This is a genomic window from Macrococcus epidermidis (genome assembly GCF_024205965.1).
GTDB classification, from domain to species: Bacteria; Bacillota; Bacilli; order Staphylococcales; family Staphylococcaceae; genus Macrococcoides; species Macrococcoides epidermidis.
Genome location: NZ_CP073819.1, coordinates 2,161,880 through 2,183,322 on the forward strand (window position 1 = coordinate 2,161,880; position 21,443 = coordinate 2,183,322).

At 36.2% G+C, this 21,443-nt stretch carries 26 protein-coding genes and 1 riboswitch; of the genes, 4 read left to right on the forward strand and 22 right to left on the reverse strand.

From position 1 onward, the window contains the following. Positions 1 to 169: 169 nt before the first annotated feature. Positions 170 to 1,381, forward strand: a complete 1,212-nt coding sequence (locus tag KFV12_RS11565) for an FtsW/RodA/SpoVE family cell cycle protein (protein WP_111716720.1) — start codon at positions 170 to 172, stop codon at positions 1,379 to 1,381. Between the two features lie 112 nt (positions 1,382 to 1,493). On the opposite strand, the gene KFV12_RS11570 is transcribed toward KFV12_RS11565, so the two are convergent. Next, the gene (locus KFV12_RS11570) at positions 1,494 to 1,628 is read right to left on the reverse strand and encodes an Lmo0850 family protein (protein ID WP_165958643.1); all 135 of its coding nucleotides are present in this window, start codon (positions 1,626 to 1,628) and stop codon (positions 1,494 to 1,496) included. Between the two features lie 208 nt (positions 1,629 to 1,836). Between KFV12_RS11570 and cls the strand changes: the two genes are divergently transcribed. Both cls and KFV12_RS11580 read left to right on the forward strand, forming a co-directional pair. Further along, a complete protein-coding gene (cls, locus tag KFV12_RS11575; protein WP_111716718.1) occupies positions 1,837 to 3,312 on the forward strand; it encodes a cardiolipin synthase in 1,476 nt (491 codons plus the stop codon). A gap of 265 nt (positions 3,313 to 3,577) precedes the next feature. Beyond that, the gene (locus KFV12_RS11580; protein ID WP_254256814.1) at positions 3,578 to 4,207 is read left to right on the forward strand and encodes an HD domain-containing protein; all 630 of its coding nucleotides are present in this window, start codon (positions 3,578 to 3,580) and stop codon (positions 4,205 to 4,207) included. A gap of 439 nt (positions 4,208 to 4,646) precedes the next feature. Here KFV12_RS11580 and yidC read toward each other — a convergent pair whose 3' ends face one another. From yidC to KFV12_RS11620, 8 genes are all read right to left on the reverse strand, one after another. Then, on the reverse strand, positions 4,647 to 5,507 hold the full coding sequence (yidC, locus tag KFV12_RS11585; RefSeq protein WP_254256815.1) for a membrane protein insertase YidC: 861 nt from the start codon (positions 5,505 to 5,507) through the stop codon (positions 4,647 to 4,649). Between the two features lie 79 nt (positions 5,508 to 5,586). Then, positions 5,587 to 6,228, reverse strand: a complete 642-nt coding sequence (gene thiE, locus KFV12_RS11590) for a thiamine phosphate synthase (RefSeq protein ID WP_111716713.1) — start codon at positions 6,226 to 6,228, stop codon at positions 5,587 to 5,589. Between the two features lie 3 nt (positions 6,229 to 6,231). Further along, positions 6,232 to 7,014 carry a hydroxyethylthiazole kinase gene (gene thiM / locus KFV12_RS11595; protein WP_275439897.1) on the reverse strand — a complete coding sequence of 261 codons (783 nt, stop codon included), beginning with the start codon at positions 7,012 to 7,014 and terminating at the stop codon, positions 6,232 to 6,234. Further along, positions 7,014 to 7,811 carry a bifunctional hydroxymethylpyrimidine kinase/phosphomethylpyrimidine kinase gene (gene thiD / locus KFV12_RS11600; RefSeq protein ID WP_111716709.1) on the reverse strand — a complete coding sequence of 266 codons (798 nt, stop codon included), beginning with the start codon at positions 7,809 to 7,811 and terminating at the stop codon, positions 7,014 to 7,016. Before thiD ends, thiM begins: the two co-directional genes overlap by 1 nt. After that, on the reverse strand, positions 7,804 to 8,481 hold the full coding sequence (gene tenA, locus KFV12_RS11605; RefSeq protein ID WP_239243279.1) for a thiaminase II: 678 nt from the start codon (positions 8,479 to 8,481) through the stop codon (positions 7,804 to 7,806). The genes thiD and tenA overlap by 8 nt, the downstream gene beginning before the upstream one ends. A gap of 82 nt (positions 8,482 to 8,563) precedes the next feature. After that, positions 8,564 to 8,659: riboswitch (TPP riboswitch) on the reverse strand. 86 nt (positions 8,660 to 8,745) lie between these two features. Continuing rightward, entirely contained in the window at positions 8,746 to 9,306 is a 561-nt protein-coding gene (locus KFV12_RS11610) for a transglycosylase family protein (RefSeq protein WP_254256816.1), read from the reverse strand. A gap of 320 nt (positions 9,307 to 9,626) precedes the next feature. Further along, complete coding sequence (locus KFV12_RS11615) at positions 9,627 to 10,466, reverse strand: LysM peptidoglycan-binding domain-containing protein (RefSeq protein WP_111716704.1); 840 nt, start codon at positions 10,464 to 10,466, stop codon at positions 9,627 to 9,629. A 231-nt stretch (positions 10,467 to 10,697) separates the two neighbouring features. Next, complete coding sequence (locus tag KFV12_RS11620) at positions 10,698 to 11,438, reverse strand: single-stranded DNA-binding protein (protein WP_170122536.1); 741 nt, start codon at positions 11,436 to 11,438, stop codon at positions 10,698 to 10,700. Between the two features lie 208 nt (positions 11,439 to 11,646). Between KFV12_RS11620 and KFV12_RS11625 the strand changes: the two genes are divergently transcribed. After that, positions 11,647 to 12,081: a YwpF family protein gene (locus KFV12_RS11625; RefSeq protein WP_111716701.1), complete on the forward strand. Its 435-nt coding sequence runs from the start codon at positions 11,647 to 11,649 to the stop codon at positions 12,079 to 12,081. 51 nt (positions 12,082 to 12,132) lie between these two features. Here the strand turns inward: KFV12_RS11625 and fabZ are convergent, their stop codons facing one another. The 13 genes from fabZ to KFV12_RS11690 all read right to left on the reverse strand — a co-directional run bounded on the left by fabZ (position 12,133) and on the right by KFV12_RS11690 (position 21,440). Further along, on the reverse strand, positions 12,133 to 12,570 hold the full coding sequence (fabZ, locus tag KFV12_RS11630; protein WP_254256817.1) for a 3-hydroxyacyl-ACP dehydratase FabZ: 438 nt from the start codon (positions 12,568 to 12,570) through the stop codon (positions 12,133 to 12,135). Continuing rightward, positions 12,570 to 12,794: a DNA-directed RNA polymerase subunit beta gene (locus tag KFV12_RS11635; protein WP_239243277.1), complete on the reverse strand. Its 225-nt coding sequence runs from the start codon at positions 12,792 to 12,794 to the stop codon at positions 12,570 to 12,572. Before KFV12_RS11635 ends, fabZ begins: the two co-directional genes overlap by 1 nt. Positions 12,795 to 12,826: 32 nt before the next feature. Further along, the gene (murA, locus tag KFV12_RS11640) at positions 12,827 to 14,110 is read right to left on the reverse strand and encodes a UDP-N-acetylglucosamine 1-carboxyvinyltransferase (protein WP_239243276.1); all 1,284 of its coding nucleotides are present in this window, start codon (positions 14,108 to 14,110) and stop codon (positions 12,827 to 12,829) included. Positions 14,111 to 14,237: 127 nt separating this feature from the next. Then, on the reverse strand, positions 14,238 to 14,459 hold the full coding sequence (locus KFV12_RS11645) for a DUF1146 domain-containing protein (protein ID WP_239243275.1): 222 nt from the start codon (positions 14,457 to 14,459) through the stop codon (positions 14,238 to 14,240). Positions 14,460 to 14,633: 174 nt separating this feature from the next. Continuing rightward, a complete protein-coding gene (locus KFV12_RS11650) occupies positions 14,634 to 15,044 on the reverse strand; it encodes a F0F1 ATP synthase subunit epsilon (RefSeq protein WP_111716694.1) in 411 nt (136 codons plus the stop codon). Positions 15,045 to 15,064: 20 nt separating this feature from the next. Beyond that, a complete protein-coding gene (gene atpD / locus KFV12_RS11655; RefSeq protein ID WP_099581428.1) occupies positions 15,065 to 16,480 on the reverse strand; it encodes a F0F1 ATP synthase subunit beta in 1,416 nt (471 codons plus the stop codon). 18 nt (positions 16,481 to 16,498) lie between these two features. Then, positions 16,499 to 17,365 carry an ATP synthase F1 subunit gamma gene (gene atpG, locus KFV12_RS11660; protein ID WP_111716692.1) on the reverse strand — a complete coding sequence of 289 codons (867 nt, stop codon included), beginning with the start codon at positions 17,363 to 17,365 and terminating at the stop codon, positions 16,499 to 16,501. Positions 17,366 to 17,400: 35 nt separating this feature from the next. After that, positions 17,401 to 18,912: a F0F1 ATP synthase subunit alpha gene (atpA, locus tag KFV12_RS11665; protein WP_111716690.1), complete on the reverse strand. Its 1,512-nt coding sequence runs from the start codon at positions 18,910 to 18,912 to the stop codon at positions 17,401 to 17,403. A 22-nt stretch (positions 18,913 to 18,934) separates the two neighbouring features. Then, entirely contained in the window at positions 18,935 to 19,468 is a 534-nt protein-coding gene (gene atpH, locus KFV12_RS11670) for an ATP synthase F1 subunit delta (RefSeq protein WP_254256818.1), read from the reverse strand. Beyond that, positions 19,468 to 20,010: a F0F1 ATP synthase subunit B gene (locus KFV12_RS11675; protein ID WP_111716749.1), complete on the reverse strand. Its 543-nt coding sequence runs from the start codon at positions 20,008 to 20,010 to the stop codon at positions 19,468 to 19,470. Before KFV12_RS11675 ends, atpH begins: the two co-directional genes overlap by 1 nt. Before the next feature lie 66 nt (positions 20,011 to 20,076). Next, positions 20,077 to 20,289 carry a F0F1 ATP synthase subunit C gene (atpE, locus tag KFV12_RS11680; RefSeq protein ID WP_041636195.1) on the reverse strand — a complete coding sequence of 71 codons (213 nt, stop codon included), beginning with the start codon at positions 20,287 to 20,289 and terminating at the stop codon, positions 20,077 to 20,079. 48 nt (positions 20,290 to 20,337) lie between these two features. Next, positions 20,338 to 21,063, reverse strand: coding sequence for a F0F1 ATP synthase subunit A (atpB, locus tag KFV12_RS11685; protein ID WP_111716687.1), 726 nt, complete (start codon positions 21,061 to 21,063; stop codon positions 20,338 to 20,340). A gap of 23 nt (positions 21,064 to 21,086) precedes the next feature. Further along, a complete protein-coding gene (locus KFV12_RS11690; protein WP_111716685.1) occupies positions 21,087 to 21,440 on the reverse strand; it encodes an ATP synthase subunit I in 354 nt (117 codons plus the stop codon). Positions 21,441 to 21,443 lie beyond the last annotated feature (3 nt).

Consider the following 21,443-nt stretch of genomic DNA (forward strand, 5'->3'; position numbering starts at 1 on the left):
TTAATTCCTCCAGAATATTAATATAATAATACTATCACGATATATGATGATATGCATGTTTTTTATCGAAAGGCGTAAATCATTCATAAAAGAAACATTTATTCCTATAATGTTTCAGCTTATTTATGTATAATAATGACTATAATTTATTTAGAGTAGGAGTTTGGCCATGGCTCAATCAAGTAATACAACACGCACCAAAATTAAGCGCCCATGGATTGAAAAAATCGATTGGTGGCTCATTATTCTTATATTATGTTTTTTTACTGTTAGTTTAACTGTAATCACATCTGCAATGGATGGTCAGCAATATGGTACGAACTTTGCTGAACGTCAAGTATTCTATTATATTCTCGGATTTATTCTCGCATTCAGTATTATGCTTATTAAACCGAAACTGATTAATAAATGGGTTTTCGTACTTTATTTTTTAGGTAATCTGGCCCTGCTCGGCTTACTGATACTACCTGAATCTTCTTTGACACCAACGATTAACGGTGCAAAAAGCTGGTATGTATTCTTTGGACGACTCAGCTTACAACCTTCTGAATTTATGAAGATTATCTTAATCCTGACATTAAGTAAGGTTGTATACGATCACAATCGTTTCACATATTACAAATCTTTTCAGACAGATATCATTTTACTGATGAAGATTGGCTTAACTGCGATTATTCCAATGATATTAATCTTGTTACAAAATGACTTAGGTACAACACTTGTGTTACTGGCGATTATTTTAGGAATTACTGTGGTCTCAGGAGTAACCTGGCGTATCCTTGCACCATTTTTAATTGGGCTTACAGCAATTGGTGCCACGCTTATACTTGCAATCATCTATAAACCTGAACTTATCGATAAAGTACTCGGCATTAAGACGTATCAGCTTGGCCGAATCAACTCATGGCTAAATCCGGCACAGTATAGTGACGGTGAAGGATTCCACTTGATGGAGTCATTAAAAGCTATCGGATCTGGTGGATTATTCGGTAAAGGATTTAAAGGCGGAGAAGTTTACATTCCTGAGAATCATACCGATTTCATCTTTTCAGTTATCGGTGAAGAATTTGGGTTTATTGGTACTGTAATCGTACTCGTATTATTCCTGGCATTATTTACACATTTAATTCGTATGGCACAAGTATCCACAAATCAATTCGCATCTATATTTTTAGTTGGATTAATCAGTATGATTATCTTCCATGTATTTCAAAATATCGGCATGACGATTCAGGTTGTGCCAATTACGGGTATCCCATTACCATTCATTAGCTATGGTGGTAGTGCGCTTTGGGCATTGATGTGTGGGATAGGTGTTGCATTATCTATCTTTTATCACTCTGATGCCGAACAAATTAAAAAGTATAAGCAAGTGAGATAATCAATATCCACATAATAAAACTCTTTATCAACCAATATTGGATGGATAAAGAGTTTTTAATTTAAACAACAAAAAAAGACACTCTAAATTCGAATGTCATCTCATATGTATATTATTTTAATTTTGCGGGTGCTACATGTGGTAACGTACGCATAACTTCAAGTCGTGATTTTGTTTTTGAGATATTAACACCAAGTGAAGAAAGCAGAGTGACAACATTTTTCATTTTTTCCTGAGATTGTTTCATTTCGATCACTCCTAATCAATTTGTTAATACTAGTGTACCCGAAAATAACCAATATAGCTATAGGTCCATAGACTTATTTATGTAAAGATTTTGTGAACAATGATAGTGATTTGTAAAAAACAGATTCAGTATGAAAATTGTATAAACACAAAAGTATTTAATTGTTTTTTCATGTATAATAAAGCTAATTCTAAAGGAGGAATGCTTTTTGTCAGTATTCTCAAACATCGATTATTCTCAAGTTTTTTCAATACTTTTCTTTGTTGCATTTGTCTTTAACATATTTTTAGCTTTCGCAATTATCTTTTTAGAACGTAGACAGGCGGGATCCACATGGGCATGGCTACTTGTACTATTCTTCCTGCCGATTATCGGTTTCATAATTTATTTACTATTCGGCCGTCAAATCAAACAGTCAAGTATCTTTAAGTTAGATGAAGAAGATAAAATTGGTCTTCAGCAAATTGTGCATGAACAGATGCATGCAATTGATGAAGATGATCTAATGGTGCGCTCTAAAGAAATTATGAAGCATAAAGATATTATTCGTATGAACTTAAATAATTATTCATCATTTCTGACGACAGATAATGCAGTTGAAATTCTTACAGATGGTCGCAAAAAGTTTGATGCGCTTATCCAGGATATACGTAATGCTGAAGATCATATTCATATTCAATATTATATATTTAAGCGAGACGGTATCGGTAAAGAAATATTAGATGTATTGATGCAGAAGCTTGAAGAAGGTGTCGAAGTTAAGATGCTGTACGATGATATCGGATCTCGTACATTAACTTTATCCCGTTTTAAAACATTTAAGAAGCTTGGCGGGCAGGTAGAAGCATTCTTCCCTTCTCACTTTCCTCTTATTAATTTCAGGATGAACAATCGAAATCATCGTAAGATCGTTGTAATAGATGGAAAAATCGGATATATCGGTGGCTTTAATGTCGGCGATGAGTATTTAGGACTAGATAAACGATTTGGGTATTGGCGAGATACCCATTTACGTGTCGAAGGTGACTCAGTCAATGCATTACAACTACGTTTTATGATGGACTGGAATTCCCAGTCAACGCGTAATTTTATGCATTATGATAAAAAATATTTCCCGGATGTTGATAGTAAAGGCGAAATCGGAATTCAAATTGCTTCGAGTGGGCCAGATTCCAGTGAACAACATATCAAATTCGGTTATCTGAAGATGATTACATCAGCTAAAGAATCTATATTTATTCAGTCACCTTACTTTATACCTGACACTTCTTTGCTTGATGCATTGAAAATCGCTGCGCTTACCGGAGTAGAAGTCAACATCATGATTCCTAACAAACCCGATCACCCTTTCGTATATTGGGCCACATATTCAAACGTCGGTGAACTGATTCAGGCCGGTTGCAATATATTTATCTACGAAAATGGATTTATCCATACGAAGATGATGGTGATTGACGATGAAGTCGCAAGTGTCGGTACAGCAAATATGGACTTTAGAAGTTTTGAACTAAATTTTGAAGTTAACGCATTTATATACGATCATGATATTGCCTATAAATTACGTAAGACGTTTGAAGATGACGTTAAAGTTTCCAGTCAGCTCACACAGGAAATTTATGATCAACGCGTATTACTCATCAGAGTTAAGGAAGCCATTGCAAGATTAATATCACCGATATTATAAAAGAGAGTGAGAAATCAATTCCCACTCCCTTTTTATTTAATGTATCAATAAGAAATCAGCTGCTAAATTTAAGAAAAATACACTATGAACAATCAAATATGTAAATCCTAGTTTCTTTTGTTGTTTCGTGAGTTCGAAATGATATGTATTTTGCATGATTTACATCCCCTTTGTCATATAAATATGTTTTGAATTTTCTGATAATTCGTAATCTTATTATACCAACTTTTTATATAAAGTAAACATTTAAAAGGAGTTTTTTCACATGAATAACAAAGAAGTGTTACTCATCACCGAATCATTTGTGAAAAATGTGCATAAAGATGAATCGAGCGGTCATGATTATGCGCATATCGAACGTGTCCGAAAAATGGCTGTTGAAATCGCTGAAAAAGAAGATGCTGATCTTTTTATCGTTGAGATGGCAGCGTTATTACATGATACTGTCGACGAGAAATTATTTGATACTATTGCAGCATGGGAACGATTGAATAAATTTTACGAGGAAATTCAACTTCCTATAGAACATCGACAAGCTATTAATCATATTCTTAAATATATGAGCTTTAATGGCGGAAAGAATGAAGGGAAGTTGAAATCGCTTGAAGGCAAAGTTGTTCAGGATGCTGACCGACTTGATGCGTTAGGTGCGATAGGAATTGCCAGAACATTTATGTTTGCCGGAAAGTTTGGTGAAGCGATGTATGATCCAAACATACCTGTTCGCGATGATTTAAGTGACTATCGAACACCGAGTACTGCTATCAATCATTTTTATGAGAAATTATTTAAGCTGATTGACTTGATGAATACAGAAACTGCAAAGACAATGGCAGAAGAACGTAATGCATATATGAAAACATTTATTGAACAATTTAAAAAAGAGTGGTGTTAGTGCGTTTGAAAGTGATTTGGGAAGGGATGAAAGAAGTGACTTCAAATTTCGTTTGACGACACTTATTACAGGGTTTTGCATTTATGGTGGACGGAAGTGACTTCAAATTTCGTTTGACGACACATACTACAGGGTTTTGCATTTATGGTGGACGGAAGTGACTTCAAATTTCGTTTGACGACACATACTACAGGGTTTTGCATTTATGGTGGACGGAAGTGACTTCAAATTTCGTTTGACGACACTTACTCGCTGGATTTAGCTCTGCGGTACACGGAAGTGACTTCAAATTTCGTTTGACGACACTTACTCGCTGGATTTAGCTCTGCGGTACACGGAAGTGGCTTCAAATCTATTTTGACGACACTTCCGAACCCCTTTCCTCTCACCAATTAAAAAAAGTGACCTCAAATCAATTTTGAGGTCACTTTCTATCTAATTATTTCTTTTTCTTCTTTTTAGATGATACAACTTGCACATTTTTAGTTTTATTTTCTGCTTGATTTTGTTCATGTGCTGCTACTAAAGGTGCAATTTCTTCATGTACTTTCTTCTTATAGAACTTATTCCCTAACCATGTTTGAACAACTAAGAATGCTCCGCCGACAGCCCAATATAATGGTAACGCTGCTGGAGAGATTGCTGACATCCACACGATCATAATCGGTGAGATGAACATCATCATACGCATTTGTGCTTTTTGTTCTTCGGGAATATTCTGCATTGATACATAAGCCTGAATTGCATAGACGATACCTGCAATAACAGTCATTGCAATATCAGTCTTTGTTAAATCGAACCATAAGAAATCTGGATATTTTGTAATACCACCTGATGTCGGATATTTCAATACATAGAATAATCCAGTTACGATTGGTAATTGAATCAGTAAAGGTAAACATCCCATGTTCAGTGGATTGATACCGTTATCTTTGTATAATGCCATCATTTCCTGGTTTGCAGCCATCTTCTCTTCTTGTGTTCGTGCGCGTTTCACACGTTCCTGAATTTCAGTCATCTGCGGCTTGATTAACGCCATCTTTTCTTTCATTACATACTGGTTCTTATATGTACGCATCATAAATGGGAAAAGTGCAAAACGTACGATTAAAGTAATCGCGATGATTGCTAAACCATAGTTATGTCCCATATTTGCACCTAACCAATGGATCAATTGGTCTAACGGATGTACAAATGTATCATAGAAAAATCCAGTACGATTCTCTTCTTTTGAATAATCACAACCCGCTAAAAATAATGCAATTGCAATGATTAACGGCCAAATTGCCTTTTTCTTCATTCTTTCACCTCATAATATTATTCACATAGAGGTTATTTTATCACAAAAAGTGATAATCATAAACAAAAACCATATATTTTTATTTATCTGTATAATATTTCAGGTAATCAGTAACAACCTGTTTAATATCGTCACTTTTCGTAATAGAAGAAATTGTTGAAATGCCATCAGCACCGGCAGCAAGAATCATCTCGCTATTGGCACTTGTAATACCACCGATTGCAACGATCGGAATGTCTTCATCATATAGTCTCATTTTACGAATGAGTTCTATGCCTCCAGGTTTCTTTGCATCACTTTTACTACTTGTTTCATATACTGGTCCTACACCGATATAATCAACATGCGTCAAATCAGATTGATCATATTCTGCAAAATTACCGACAGAGAGCCCGATAATCTTATCATTGAAATCATCAATGATGTTTTCGATTTTCTCATCATCCTGACCAAGATGAATACCGTCTGCATCAATTTTCTTCGCTAGTTCAATGTCATCGTTAACAATAAACGGTACACCTTTTGCTTTACACATCGCAAAAAGTTTTCGCGCTAATATTTCTTTAGCTTCTCCAGTCAGAGCATTCGGACCTTTTTCTCTAAATTGATATAGCGTTATACCGGCTTCAAGTGCTTCCTGTAATACTCGCTCAAGATTACCGTCAGATGTATCCTGAGTACCTGCAATAAAATAAACGCGCAATAATTTTCTATCAAACATTCGCTACACTTCTTTCACAAGTCTATTCTCTGCCACATCACTTTCCTGTATTAAATATAACTGATCGATTAAATTTACAGCAAAATGTCCCGGCAAAGTGCCGTTAGACGCACGTTCAGCAAACTCTGAGGCAACAGTATATGTCGTCAATGCTTCTGTTAATGTTTCTAACGTTGGTTTAGTTTCATTATATATGAAACTTGCAACAACTGCCCCTAATAAACATCCACCACCAGTGACTTTTGTTAAAAGTGCAGTACCATTCTCAATTAAGTTAATTTTTCCATTCACACAAATTGCATCGATTTCACCTGTTACGACAATCGCACAATTAAATTTATTATATGCAGCACGTGCCACATCTTCAGTTGACAGACTTGTATCTGCATCTGTCCCTTTCATATTCGCCTCCCCTGTCAAAGCTTGTAATTCAGAAGCATTCCCACGAATTACTGTAATATCATATGTTTCTAACAATTTTAAACAGAAATCTTTACGAAATTTAGATGCGCCACATGCAACTGGGTCCAATACGATAGGTACATCATGGTGATTGGCATATTTTGCAGCAGCCAGCATATTTTCAATATCATCTTCTTCAATTGAACCAATATTGATGAGCAATGCACCAGCATGTGTCAGAAATTCATCCATCTCTAACTTTTCTGTCGCCATCGCAGGGCTGGCACCTAATGCCAGTAGGCCGTTCGCTGTAAAATTTTTAACTACATCATTTGTAATACAAATAATGAGTGGATTATCTTTTCTTATCTGTTCTAATATCATTATTCCATCTCCTGAAATTTAAAGTGATTAACTGGGCCTTGACCATGACCTAATTCTGGTGTGAATCGGATTGCTGCATCCATATAACGTTTTGCAAGTTGTACAGCTTCTACAATAGATTTTCCTTTCGCAAGTTCAGATGTAATTACTGCTGAATATGTGCATCCAGTGCCATGTGTGTGTTTTGTATCATAACGTTCACCTTTCAAAACAACAAAATCATCTCGAGTAAATAAATAATCTGTAGCATCTCCTTTAAGATGACCTCCTTTAATCAGCACACTGTCAGAACCAATTTCATTGATAAATATTTTACCGGCACGTTTAATATCATCGAGTGTTTCAACTTTCATCTGTACGATTTCCTCAAGCTCCGGAATATTTGGTGTCACAACCGTTGCTACATCTAAAAGTTTCGTACGCACCGCACTACGTCCATTTTCGTCAAGCAATGCATCACCACTTTTAGCTACCATGACAGGATCGATTACATAAGGGATATCATGTTTTACAATATAAGGACGCACGACATCCATGACTTCACTCGTTGCAAGCATTCCTGTCTTCACTGCATCCGGTACGATATCACTATACACACTCTCTAGTTGTGCTGCAATAACATCTACATCCTGATTAAATACTTGCTGAACGCCTAACGTATTTTGTGCAACAATGCTTGTTACGACACTCATACCATAGACGCCTCTTGATTGAAATACTTTTAAATCTACTGTTGTTCCAGCACCACCCGTTGGATCTGTTCCTGCAATTGATAAAGCTGTCTTCATATTATTCAACCACACTTTCCCAAGTTTCTTGTGTATAAGCCATATTAAAGAAACGTTTCTCATGTATACAGCTTTCTTTAAAGTTCTTTGTTAATACCGCGCGTTCCGCTTCACTTGCGTGTTCAGCAAATTCATCTACCCAGCCATCCAGATGTTCCATTAACGGCTTCATCTCTGTAGCATAGAAATCTACCCAGTCTTTAAATGGATTGCCGTTGAAATCATGACGTTCTTTCATCTTTAAAGCAACTTGCTGATAAACATATGGACACGGTGCCATCGCGCAAATTGTAAATGCTGCATCACTATAACGATATGCATTAAAATACATGTGTTTAATATAATGATCACTTGTTGGGTACCATTCTCCGTCTTTAATGATTGTTTTATAATCAACCTGTGCATAGTCTGCTAAAGTATAATGTGCAGTTACTTCTCCGTTCATTACAAAATCGATTTGTTCTAATAAAAATTTAATACCTTCTTTATCATCTAATTTCGGAATTAATAAGCTATAAATTTTCGCAAACTCGTTTAAGTAAAGATGGTCTGCTTTTAAATAATGAATCACTGCTTCTTTACTTAAATCACCACGCACCATTCCCTGTATAAATGGGTCATTGTAAATTGACTCAATAATTGGCTCTACTTCTTCTTTTAATTGTTGTGTAAACATCATTTACCTCCTAAAAGTTTATAAAGAAAGCCCATCTCCAAATAGGAAATGGGCTAAATACCATTATTAAAAATATAAAATCAATAAAGGAATTTAACTACTTTCCTACGCTAGCATTATCTAGATCAGGTAAAGGGTTTGACAAAGTCATCTCAGCCAAAAGGCACCCCTAGTAGTAATATATGTATTTAATGTTAGTGTAACGTAATCAAATTATGAAAGCAAGAATTGAAAAAAAGACTAACGACATTGTCGTTAGTCCTAAAATTATAAGCGAAGTCCACATACTGGCCAAGGTTGTGCGCCACGCATGTTATATAAAATTTGAGCACGTTTCGTTTGTTCTGCAGCTGATGCCTGATGCGGATATCCTGATCCACCAACGCCACGCCATGTTTGTAAATCAAACTGATACATACCATAGAACCCGTTTCCAGTATTAATAGATGGATTACCACCAGATTCACATTGTGCTAACGCAGCCCAATTTAAACCTCTGTTAATATAAGTAGTGTTTGTTGTTTTTACAGTTTTTGAACTTGTATAAGCAGTTTTACTTACAGGTGCTTTATACGTAGATTTTTTGTATGATGTATTTTTGTAAACGACACTATTCTTATTATTAATCTTTAACACTTGGTTCGGATGGATTAAGTTAGATCTTAAGCCATTTGCTGATTTAATTGCTGCAATTGACGTACCATATTTATTTGCAACACTCCATAATGAATCGCCAGCTTTAACTTTGTATGAAGCTGCATCTGCTGTTGAAACTGCCATTGTCGTAGTGATTGCAATTGCTGCTGTAATACTTAAGATTTTTTTCATGTTTATTTTCCTCCGGGAAATGTTTATATTTTATTTTATTGATGAATTCTTTTGAATGAATATGCTTTGTTCTTGTAATTAACTATATCAGAAATAAATATTTCATAGGTTACAGCCAAATAAAAGATACGCTCTTTTATTACGCTTGCGTTACAATAAAAAATAAGAAATAAAGCAATTACCATATAGTGTTAAATATTTAAGGAAAATATCAGAAACCTCGCTATATTATTAATTATGAAGATTGTCACACTTTTGAAACAATACACTAAGATTTATCAAAAAAAAGCAGAACGTAAAGTTCTGCTTAAAATTTATTATTAGTATGCTGTTGACCAATGTTGCGCGCCGTGTTGTGTATATAAAATACGTGCACGTTTCCATTGTTCTGCTTCTGAAGCTTGTGCTGGGTTACCAGTTCCGCCTACAGCTGCCCATGTTTGTGGAGAGAATTGGAATAATCCGTAGTAACCTGCTGCGTTAACTGCTCTTGGATTTCCACCTGATTCACGTTGCATGATTAAACGTAAATGTGCGTCTACTGATGAATTACCAGCTGGTGCTGACGTTTGTTGTACTGCAGCGCGTTTAGTTTGTTGTACCGGTGCTTGTTGTACTGGCGCTTTTTGAACTGGTGCTGGTTGTACACGAACTGCTTTTTGAGTTTGTTGTACTGGTTGAGCTTGTGGTTGTGCAGTTGCTGCAGTATTTTGCGTTGTAACCGGTGCTGAAACTGGTGCTGCTACTTTTTTAGCAACAGGTGCTGCTTTTACTGGAGCTGCATTCACATGTTTACGATGTGATTTTTTCTCAACAATTAATAATTGACCTTCTTTTAATTCTTTAGAAGATTCAATTTTATTCCATTTTTTTAATTCAGTAATTCTTACGTCGAATTTACGTGCGATTTTACCTAAAGTATCTCCAGCTTTAACTTCGTATTTACCTTTAACTAATACTTCTAACTTTTGGTCAGGAACGATTACGTCTGATTCTAATTTATTGATCTTTTTAATCTTTTCGATTGTAGTGTCATATTTATCTGCAATCGTCCATAAAGATTCACCTTGAGCGACTTTATGTTCTTTTGCGTCTGCTTGTGTTGTAGCTACGCCTGTAGTAAGTATTGCCATTGTAGTAATTGCTGCTAATTTTTTCATTATATATAATTCCTCCGAATAGTCTCTTTTATCAATAACACTACTTTATCACGATTTTACATTTCTTTGGTTACAGCATTATTATAAGTAACTTCCTTAAATTACAAATATATTACAGCCTTATCTCAATTCGATACAAAAAACCGTCTATCGCTCCGGCACGAGCGATAGACGGTTTAATTTGGGAGGTGTATTAGGATGTGAGGTGTGTGAGTAATGAAGCAATCTAACTTAAAATGGTAGTTGTTGATCTGTTATTTCTTCCTCTGTCATTTCAGAAGAACTATCATTATCTTCGTCTTCAATCACGCTATCATTATGATTAACTGACGATGCAACTTTATCATTTTCATTTTGCGTTGTTTCATTGTGATTAAGAGATGACTCGCCACTGAACTTCTGCACAATTTCTTCTGCTTGTTCTTGAATCTCAGCAGACATCTTTTCGTCTTTATTCAGTTCAGTAGACCATCGCTGATTATATGTTGTTACTGAATCACGTTCTTGTTGAGCTGTCGTTACATTAGAAACTGTTTCCTTTTTGTAATCTGATGTTTCTTTTTTAGCTGCACGATATCCATTAATAACAATTAACTTTTCATCGTATGACAGTTCATCCCATGTTTCATCAGGCGTCTTTTCTTTATTATTACCGCCGAATGAAGGGAGAAACTTAATACTTTCTATTACGATTTCAGTTGAATACCTTGTCTGACCATCTCTTTCATAGCGATTATTATGAATTTGTCCTGTCACACAAATGAGCGAACCTTTCTTACAAAATGAATGTATATTTGTAGCTGTACGATTAAATGCTTTACATCTCAGAAAATCAACAGTACTTTCTTTCGCACCTTTCTTCTTTCCGCGATCAACAGCCAGAAAGAATGATGCAATTTGCAGTTTGTCTGAAAAGTCCTTTAAATCTATATCACTGGAAATCCTACCTGCTAATATTACTTTATTTATCAATGTGTCACCTCCTTTCTTAATAGCACTATATAATGAAAATAAATTGTTGCAAAAATGCAGCAATTCAATTTTAGATATGAAGTACATTCAAAAATTGAATAATGCTTCATTTTCTATCAAAAACGAAAAGATTTTCGATATAAAAAGAAAAATTTTATAATTTGAAAATTATATGTGATAATTTATAATAGATAATGGAGGGATATACATGAAAACGTTTAAAGCAGTAAGATTTCAAATCGTCGAAAACGAATCAGTAACAGAATATGCGCTGCATGACGGTGTCATTATTAATAAAGAAAACAGCGGTACAGGCTGGCTGCTTGAAATCGTTATCGATGATATTCATCTTGAAAAAATGCAGCACTATTTAGATAATGAGACGATGCTCGATACACGTGTTGTTATTACACGTGCATCAAATGATCCTGCCTTATTTGAATCAACTGTAAAACAGATTATTCCTTTAAAAGATAAAATCTCTGTAATCATCGAATGCCACATTTATACGTTACGACAAGTTTATGCAGAGAAGTTACTTGAACAGCTTGTAGTGGACGGACTAAGTGGTCAGGAGCTACTTATCGCATTCAACCGTATGATGAAATCAAAACCAAAATTAAAAGATGAAATAGAAGAATAAAAAAAAAGAAGATAATCCAGAAGCCTATGCTTTCCGAATTATCTTCTTTTATTATCTCTCTAAAATTGCAAAACTGATTTCACAGCTACAAGCAATCTCACCATTCACTGTAGCCTTTGCTACACCTTTACCTAATGGGCCTTTTACTCTTGTCATTTCTACTTCTAACTGTAACGTATCACCAGGTGTAACCTGCTTTTTAAATCTACATTTATCAATACCGGTAAACATTGCAAGCTTCCCTTGATTCTCTTCTAACTTTAGCATTGCAACAGCACCAACTTGCGCTAGTGCTTCTACAATTAATACGCCGGGCATTACTGCATATTCCGGGAAATGCCCTTGAAAGAATGGTTCGTTCCCACTTATCTGTTTAATACCAGTACATTTTTTTCCATCTTCTAATTCAATGATTCTATCAATCAGTAAAAATGGATAGCGATGCGGAATAATCTTTTTAATTTCGTCAAAAGTTAGTAATGTTTCCATCAACTTTCACTCCCAGTTAGTTTTAATAAATGTGTCCATGTCGATGGTTTAAATACATCCATCGGAGAATGTAAGATACCATACCCAATCATCATTCCGATAACAAATAAAATTATCATCAATAAGATTACGATACTTACTGTTAACAGAATGGGTATACGTCTATGTATTACTTCTGTGCCATTAATAACACTCACTTTTTGATTTAAGATCGGTCTTTTCAAATCAATCACCCCTCAGGTTTGATTGTACATCATTAAGATTTTACAGTAACTTTTTTATCGCCTGTACGTTCAATTTCCGCACCTAAACTTCTTAATTTAAGATGGAAATCTACGTAACCTCTATCTAGATGATAAAGTTCAGTGACTTTAGTGTAACCTTCAGCTACAAGTCCTGCCAGTATTAAAGCTGCCGCTGAACGTAAGTCTGTTGCTTTTACTTCAGCACCTTGTAACTTACTTTCTGAAACGCGAGCAATACGTTTATCTACTGTAATCTTTGCATTCATCTTAGCAAACTCTGCAACATGCATAAAGCGATTTTCAAACACTGTTTCATGCATCGTACTTTCTTTTGGTAAGACAAGCATAAGCGCCATCATCTGAGCCTGCATATCTGTAGGAAAGCCAGGGTGTGGTAAAGTCTTCACATGAACTTCTTTTAAAGGTTGTTCAGCGCGCAGTCGAATACCAGCTTCATCAATTTCAATGATACAACCTGTTTCTTCTAATTTCGCAATAAGTGCCTGCATATGTTCATAAATTGCTCCTTCAACATACACATCACCTTGCGTTAAAGCTGCAGCCACTAAAAATGTTCCGGCAACAATTCTATCCGGTACAATTTCATGTTCCGCACCTTTAAGCGCTTCGACACCATTGATTACGATACGATCAGTACCAGCACCTTGCACATCAGCACCCATCTTATTTAAATAGTTTGCTAAATCAACGATTTCTGGTTCTCTTGCAACGTTATCAATAATTGTCTTTCCTTCAGCGAGTGATGCTGCCATCATAATATTTTGCGTAGCGCCAACGCTCGGGAAATCAAAATAGATTTGTGCACCCTTTAATCTACCATTTACACTACCCATTAAATAACCGTTTGTCTGTGTGATTTCTGCCCCTAAAGCACGTAACCCTTTTAAATGCTGCTCAATTGGACGAGAACCTATCGCACAACCACCAGGCATCGCGACTTCAGCTTTTCCAAAACGCGCTAATAATGGCCCTAACACCAGTACACTTGCACGCATTTTACTAACGTATTCATATGCAGCATGCGTTAATAGTTCTCCACTTGCGTCAACTTCAACAGTATTAACATCTAATCTTTTATATACTTTCGCATTTAAGCCTTCTAAAACGGCAGAAATCGTATCAACATCTGATAAATCCGGTACATTTGTAAATACACTTTTACCCTCAGCAGCAAGAATTGACGCTGTTATAATCGGTAACACTGCATTTTTAGCACCTTCAACTTTAACATGACCCTTTAATTTAGCGCCACCTTTAACGATAATTGTATCCATTTTAACCTCCAAATTAACATAGCTATACATCTATTCTATACCAAATACTTCTTACATGGATAATGAAAACTGTATATGAGATAAATTTATTAATATTCTTTAAATATAACGTATGTTAATTATAGCACTAAAATAATACCATAATAAGATTTGTTTGCTTAATTAAATCAACGATAAAGTTTGTCACTAAATAACTCAAAGACATGCTTAAACATATTAACAAAACTTGTATTTCTTTCGTTTTACCTGCTTTAAATAATTGATCAAAACGCAGTGCCTGCAAACTGTTAAAACTCAGAGCTGTGACAGTTAAATATAAAAATACATATGTTAGTGCGTAAATATTCATATTTCTCCTCTACAAAAAAAGTACACAGATAACTGTGTACTTTAAATTTCTTAATTAATTGGCATGTTCAAAGCAGACGCTAGTCAAACTTCAACAATTCCTTCAAAATCAAAGAACGATTTTGAAGGAATTGTCTCCAGTTTGTTCGCGTCTAAACGCTTTGTCGACAGCCTCTTAGCGATATTTTGCAACTTCTAATCGGTTCATTGCACGATGTAATGCACGTTCTGCGCGGTGGAAATCAACATGTTCTGCTTTGTCTTCTTTCATGCGCTCTTCAGCACGAAGTAATGAAGCTTTAGCTCTTTCAATGTCAATTTCATCAGCTTGCTCAGCTGATTGAACAAGAATCGTAACTTTCTCCGGACGGATTTCAGCAAATCCTTCCGTTACAGCAATATGATCTTTATCATTACCTGAACGTGTAACACGTACGGCCCCAATTTTTAGAGGTGCGACTGTAGGAATATGACCAGCCATCACACCCATTTCACCTGATTCAGTCTGTAATACTACTAACTCTGCTTCATGCTCTGAGTAAACTGAACCGTTAGGAGTGACGATATCTAATGCGATTTTATTCATAGTTCCATCCTCCTAAGAAATTAAACTTCAACACCCATACCTTTAGCTTGTTCTAACACAGCCTCGATGCCACCAACTAAACGGAATGCATCTTCAGGAATGTGGTCGTATTTACCATCTAAGATCGCTTTAAAGTCTTGTACCGTTTGTTGAACTGGTACGTAAGAACCTTTTTGACCTGTAAATTGTTCAGCTACGTGGAAGTTTTGAGATAAGAAGAACTGAATACGACGTGCACGGTTTACAGTCTTTTTATCGTCATCAGATAATTCATCCATACCTAAGATAGCGATAATATCTTGTAACTCACGATATTTTTGTAATGTTGCCTGAACGCGACGTGCTACTTCATAATGCTCTTCTCCAACTACTGCTGGTGTTAATGCACGTGATGTAGACGCTAATGGGTCAACGGCTGGATAAATACCCATCTCCGTTAATTTACGCTCTAAGTTTGTTGTTGCATCTAAGTGAGCGAACGCTGTTGCTGGCGCCGGGTCAGTATAGTCATCGGCAGGTACGAATACCGCTTGGATAGAAGTTACTGAACCAACGTTCGTTGACGTGATACGCTCTTGTAATTGACCCATTTCAGTAGCAAGTGTTGGTTGGTAACCAACGGCAGAAGGCATACGACCTAAAAGTGCCGAAACTTCTGAACCTGCTTGTGTGAAACGGAAGATGTTGTCAATGAATAAAAGTACGTCCTGTCCTTGTTCATCACGGAAGTATTCAGCCATTGTTAAACCAGATAATGCTACGCGCATACGTGCACCAGGTGGCTCGTTCATTTGTCCGAATACCATCGCTGTTTTCTTAATAACGCCTGAGTCACTCATTTCGTGGAATAAGTCATTACCTTCACGTGTTCTTTCACCAACACCTGCGAATACTGAGATACCACCGTGTTCTTGTGCGATATTGTTGATTAATTCCTGAATTAATACAGTTTTACCTACACCGGCACCACCGAATAGACCGATTTTACCACCTTTAATGTAAGGTGCTAATAAATCTACTACTTTGATACCTGTTTCTAAGATTTCAACTTTTGTAGATAATTCTTCAAATTTAGGTGCTAAACGGTGAATTGGATCACGACGAACGCTTGCATCTAATTCTTCACCTAAATCGATTTTTTCTCCTAATACGTTAAATACGCGACCTAAAGTTACGTCTCCAACTGGTACTGAGATTGGTGATCCAGTATCGACTACTTCTGCTCCACGTTGCACGCCATCAGTAGAACTCATAGCGATTGTACGTACAGCATCGTCACCTAAATGAAGGGCAACTTCTAACGCTAACTTCGTAGTTTTGCCTTCTTCACGTTTAATATCTAAAGTTAAGGCATTGTTTAATGCTGGTAATTGACCGTTTTCGAACTTAACGTCGATAACAGGACCCATAACTTGGATTACGTGACCTACTGCCATGTTTATTCCTCCTAAGTGTTATTCTAATGCGGCTGCTCCACCAACAATTTCAGTAATTTGTTGCGTGATTGCTGCTTGTCTCGCACGGTTATATTGTAATGATAAATCATCGATTAATTCTTTTGCATTGTCTGTTGCATTTTTCATTGCCGTCATACGTGATGCATGTTCACTTGCTTTACCATCTAAAATGGCACCATAGATTAAACTTTCCGCATATTGTGGAAGAATAACTTCTAAAATGGCATCTTGATCAGGTTCAAACTCATAGTTAGATAATGAAGATTCACCTGATACTTCATCTTTAGATATCGGTAAAATTTTGCGCTCCTGAACTTCTTGCTCTAGCACACTGATGAAGTGGCTGAAATGCATATAAATTTCGTCATATTCTCCAGTTTCAAAACGTGAAACAGCTTTTTGACTGATATCTTTAATTGATTTAAATGATGGTTGCTCAGAAAGCCCGATAATTTCACCTTCAACGTTATATTCACGCGAACGTAAGAAATCACGACCAACACGACCAATTACTAAAATACCGTATTCAGCAGGATTGTTATTATGACGTTCTTTTATTTTAGCTGTAACGCTTTTTAAAATGTTTGCATTATAAGGTCCAGCAAGACCCTTATCACAAGTGATTACTAAGTAACCTGTCTTCTTAACAGGACGTGACTGCAACATTGGATGGTTTGAGTCTGAACTGTTACCGCCGATTGCTGTAATTGCTTCCTGCATTTTATTCATATATGGATAAAAGCTTTTTGCATTTTCTTCAGCACGACGAAGTTTAGAGTTAGAAACCATGTGCATCGCTTTTGTAATTTGACTTGTTTTTTTAGTCGAATTTATGCGGCCTTTTATGTCTCTAAGAGAAGCCATTTTGTCACCACCTTCTGATTAATTTCCTTTAAAGATTATACTTCTGATTTTCTGAAGACTTTCTTGAATGCATTGAAAGCATCAACAAATGTTTCATCAGCTGGTAAGCCTTTAGTTTCACGGATTTCTTGGTAGATATGTGGTGCATTTGAACCGATCCATGATAATAACTCATCTTCAAAACGTGTAATATCTTCAACAGGAATATCATCTAAGTGACCTTTAGTTAATGCATAAAGAATTGTAACTTGTTTATCAACTGTTAAAGGTTTGTTTTGATCTTGTTTTAATACTTCAACCGTACGTTTACCACGTTCTAATTTCGCTTTAGTTTGTGGATCTAAGTCAGAACCAAATTGTGCGAATGATTCTAATTCACGGTAAGATGCTAAGTCAAGACGTAATGTACCCGCTACTTTTTTCATCGCTTTAATTTGTGCAGAACCACCAACACGTGATACTGATAATCCGGCGTTAATCGCAGGGCGAACACCAGAGAAGAATAAATCTGATTGTAAGAAGATTTGTCCATCTGTAATTGAGATTACGTTCGTTGGTACGTAAGCTGAGATATCCCCTGCTTGTGTTTCAACGAATGGTAATGCAGTGATAGAACCGCCACCTAAATCATCATTTAATTTAGCTGCACGTTCTAACAGACGGCTGTGTAAGTAGAATACATCCCCCGGATAAGCTTCACGACCTGGCGGACGACGTAATAATAATGATAACTCACGGTAAGCTGCTGCTTGTTTCGTTAAATCATCATATACGATTAATACGTGTTTACCATTGAACATGAATTCTTCTGCCATTGCTACACCAGCATAAGGCGCGATGTATAATAATGGAGCTGGTTGAGATGCTGATGCTGATACTACGATTGTGTAGTCTAATGCACCGTGTTGACGTAATGTTTCAACTGCAGTACGTACAGTTGATTCTTTTTGTCCGATCGCAACATATACACAAATCATATCTTCATCTTTTTGGTTAAGAATTGTATCGATTGCAACTGTTGTTTTACCAGTTTGACGGTCACCGATGATTAACTCACGTTGTCCACGTCCGATTGGTACTAACGCATCAATCGCTTTGATACCTGTTTGTAATGGCTCATCAACTGATTTACGATCCATAACACCAGTAGCTGGTGATTCGATTGGACGTGTTTTAGTTGTGTTAAGCGGTCCACGTCCATCAATTGGTTGCCCTAATGGGTTAACAACACGTCCAATTAACTCTTCGCCAACTGGAACTTCCATGATACGACCTGTACGTTTAACTTCGTCGCCTTCTTTAATATCTAAGTAAGGGCCTAAGATTACGACACCTACGTTATTTTCTTCTAAATTTTGTGCAAGACCTAATACACCGTTATCAAACTCGACTAGTTCCCCAGCCATAACGTTGTTTAAGCCATGTACTAAAGCAATACCGTCACCGACCTGGATAACAGTACCTACATCCGTTACTGTCATACCAGACTCGTAGTTTGCAATCTGTGATTTTAGTAACGCACTGATTTCTTCAGCTTTGATGGCCATTGATGTCACTCCTTATAAGAAATTATTGTTTTTGAAACGACTTACTTAATTGATTTAATTCATTGATAACTGAACCATCATAGACTGTCGTTCCGATTGTAGCGCGAATACCGCCGATTAAAGATTCATTAATAACATTTTCAATTAATAATTTTTTATAGCCTGTTTTTTCGATGAATACTTTTCCTAACTCATCTAGTTCTTCAGAAGATAGTGGATAAACAGATTCTACTTTCATCTTAGCTTGTTGATTTGCATTGTTATAATATTCAACGAATGCGTCTACAATACCAGGAATAAGTCCTAATTGTTTGCGGTCAGCTAAGATTTTTAGTAAGTTCATAAGTGGTGCATCCACGCCTTTAAATGTTTCTGAAACAAACTGAGTACGTGCTTCTTTAGATACTTTAGGATCTTCAGCAAATGCAGCAAATGTTGAATCATTTACTAATGCCTGCTTAATCTCTAAAAGATCAGAATAAACACCCTGTGCTAAACCTTGTTCCTTTGCAACTTCTAATAAACTCTCTGCGTATTTATTTAAGACGTTGGCCATTATTTATCGCCTGCCTCTTGAATAAATTGTTGAACAAGTTGTTTTTGATCTTGTTCGTTAATTTCCTTATTGATTACTTTTTGTGCGATTAATACAGATAATTCAGCAACGCGATCGTTGATGTCTGCAATAGCACGTTGTTTTTCATTTTCAATTTCGACTTGTGCGTCGCTCACGATTTTGTTTGCACGCATATTTGCTTCGTGGATGATTGCTTCTTGTTGTGTTTTAGCTTGTGCTTTAGCATCTTCCATCATGATAGATACTTCATTTTGAGTCTTAGTAAGTAACGCTTTGTTTTCTTCAGCGTAACGTTTTGCATCTTCATTTTGCTTTCTTGCATTGTCAAGGTCAGCATTAATGCCATGTTGACGTTCGTCCATAATATTCTTTAATGGACCCCAAGCGAACTTGCTTAGTAAAGCTAATAATACTAAAAATGCGAATAGTGTAAATAATGCAGTACCCCATTCAACGCCAGGTGCTGCAGTATGTGCAGTTTCGCCTAAAATTAAGAAATTCAAGATTAACGCTCCTTTCATCGCAGTTATGTTCATAAATGAATGGCGAAATCATAGTGACTTCGCCTTAACGAGTTATATTTAAAATTAACGGTTCATTACCATGAATGCTACTACTACCGCGATGATAGGAAGGGCCTCAACTAAACCTACACCGATGAACATGATAGTCATTAATGGACCACGTGCTTCTGGTTGACGCGCTACACCTTCAACTGTACGAGATACGATTAAACCGTTACCAATACCTGCTCCTAATGCTGCTAAACCGATTGCGATTGCTGCTGCTAATAAATTCATTAATAATTTCCTCCTAAAGAAATATGATAGTTTTTTTTATTTTTTATATTAATGGTCATCTGACACTTTATGTGACATATAAACCATTGATAACATTACGAAAATGTAGGCCTGAATTGACCCTACGAAAATTGAGAAACCTTGCCAGATAACTAATGGAATAAATCCACCGATTGCACCAAGTGCACCAAATGTTGTTAATAGACCAGCGAGTAGTCCGAGTAATACTTCACCTGCAAAAATGTTACCGTAAAGACGCAGACCAAGCGTTAATGTAGAAGAGAATTCTTCAATAATCTTGAACGGTACCATAAACCATACCGGCTGAGCAAAACTCTTGAAATAATTGCCGCTCCCACGCATTTTGATACCATAAAAGTGTGTCAGTAGTACCATCAGTGTTGAAAGTGTTAATGTGACTGTTGGATCAGCAGTTGGAGATTTCCACCATAAAGTGTGACCACTTACAATTGCAAATGGTAATCCTAGCATGTTTGCAACAAAAATGAATAATAACAACGTTACAGCTAGAAAATGAAAGCGTCCACCTTTGTTCCACGCCATATTACTGTTGATAATGCCTCTAGTGAAATCGAAAACCCATTCAATGAAGTTTTGTTTACCGTGTGGGCGTACACTTAAGTTACGTGTACAAAGTACCGCAATAATAAATACGATAACTGCAGCTACAGTAATCATCAGCATTGAAGACAGATTAAAAATCAAATCATGTCCAGCGATTTTCAAAGTATAGAGGGGTGATTCGTGTTCCATTTCTTCACCTCTTCCTATATGTATTATTTTTTCAAACTGTTCACCCCATGAATGATAATCATTACATAGGTGAGCATTAGGCCAAGCGCGATCCCTAATAAGTGAAACGTATCAGGATATCTCACCCAGAAGAGGCATGCCATGACCGCTATTAAAAAGCGAATGCCCATACCACTTGAGATGTACAATGCATCACTCTTAATCGCACGCGATAAATTGTGATACCATACAAAAGTACTGATCGCAGACGCAATCGTACCAATAACTAATCCTAACACAAAATCATTATGCGTGAACATAGCGATTAATAAGAGTATTAAGATTAGGTATATAAAATATTGCAGGTATTGCTTAAAAAATGTCTTAAATTCTGACATATT

What these genes read in the sequence shown, in the direction of transcription:
- atpA (WP_111716690.1), bottom strand. Translation starts at nt 18,912, where the DNA reads ATGGCCATCAAAGCTGAAGAAATCAGTGCGTTACTAAAATCACAGATT.
- KFV12_RS11625 (WP_111716701.1), top strand. Translation starts at nt 11,647, where the DNA reads ATGAAAACGTTTAAAGCAGTAAGATTTCAAATCGTCGAAAACGAATCA.
- KFV12_RS11570 (WP_165958643.1), bottom strand. Translation starts at nt 1,628, where the DNA reads ATGAAACAATCTCAGGAAAAAATGAAAAATGTTGTCACTCTGCTTTCT.
- atpG (WP_111716692.1), bottom strand. Translation starts at nt 17,365, where the DNA reads ATGGCTTCTCTTAGAGACATAAAAGGCCGCATAAATTCGACTAAAAAA.
- yidC (WP_254256815.1), bottom strand. Translation starts at nt 5,507, where the DNA reads ATGAAGAAAAAGGCAATTTGGCCGTTAATCATTGCAATTGCATTATTT.
- KFV12_RS11690 (WP_111716685.1), bottom strand. Translation starts at nt 21,440, where the DNA reads ATGTCAGAATTTAAGACATTTTTTAAGCAATACCTGCAATATTTTATA.
- atpH (WP_254256818.1), bottom strand. Translation starts at nt 19,468, where the DNA reads ATGGCCAACGTCTTAAATAAATACGCAGAGAGTTTATTAGAAGTTGCA.
- KFV12_RS11580 (WP_254256814.1), top strand. Translation starts at nt 3,578, where the DNA reads ATGAATAACAAAGAAGTGTTACTCATCACCGAATCATTTGTGAAAAAT.
- fabZ (WP_254256817.1), bottom strand. Translation starts at nt 12,570, where the DNA reads ATGGAAACATTACTAACTTTTGACGAAATTAAAAAGATTATTCCGCAT.
- KFV12_RS11615 (WP_111716704.1), bottom strand. Translation starts at nt 10,466, where the DNA reads ATGAAAAAATTAGCAGCAATTACTACAATGGCAATACTTACTACAGGC.
- atpE (WP_041636195.1), bottom strand. Translation starts at nt 20,289, where the DNA reads ATGAATTTATTAGCAGCAGCAATCGCAATCGGTTTAGCAGCATTAGGA.
- murA (WP_239243276.1), bottom strand. Translation starts at nt 14,110, where the DNA reads ATGGATACAATTATCGTTAAAGGTGGCGCTAAATTAAAGGGTCATGTT.
- KFV12_RS11610 (WP_254256816.1), bottom strand. Translation starts at nt 9,306, where the DNA reads ATGAAAAAAATCTTAAGTATTACAGCAGCAATTGCAATCACTACGACA.
- atpD (WP_099581428.1), bottom strand. Translation starts at nt 16,480, where the DNA reads ATGGCAGTAGGTCACGTAATCCAAGTTATGGGTCCTGTTATCGACGTT.
- KFV12_RS11675 (WP_111716749.1), bottom strand. Translation starts at nt 20,010, where the DNA reads ATGAAAGGAGCGTTAATCTTGAATTTCTTAATTTTAGGCGAAACTGCA.
- tenA (WP_239243279.1), bottom strand. Translation starts at nt 8,481, where the DNA reads ATGATGTTTACACAACAATTAAAAGAAGAAGTAGAGCCAATTATTGAG.
- KFV12_RS11650 (WP_111716694.1), bottom strand. Translation starts at nt 15,044, where the DNA reads ATGAATAAAATCGCATTAGATATCGTCACTCCTAACGGTTCAGTTTAC.
- KFV12_RS11645 (WP_239243275.1), bottom strand. Translation starts at nt 14,459, where the DNA reads ATGAATATTTACGCACTAACATATGTATTTTTATATTTAACTGTCACA.
- thiE (WP_111716713.1), bottom strand. Translation starts at nt 6,228, where the DNA reads ATGTTTGATAGAAAATTATTGCGCGTTTATTTTATTGCAGGTACTCAG.
- thiM (WP_275439897.1), bottom strand. Translation starts at nt 7,014, where the DNA reads ATGATATTAGAACAGATAAGAAAAGATAATCCACTCATTATTTGTATT.
- KFV12_RS11565 (WP_111716720.1), top strand. Translation starts at nt 170, where the DNA reads ATGGCTCAATCAAGTAATACAACACGCACCAAAATTAAGCGCCCATGG.
- atpB (WP_111716687.1), bottom strand. Translation starts at nt 21,063, where the DNA reads ATGGAACACGAATCACCCCTCTATACTTTGAAAATCGCTGGACATGAT.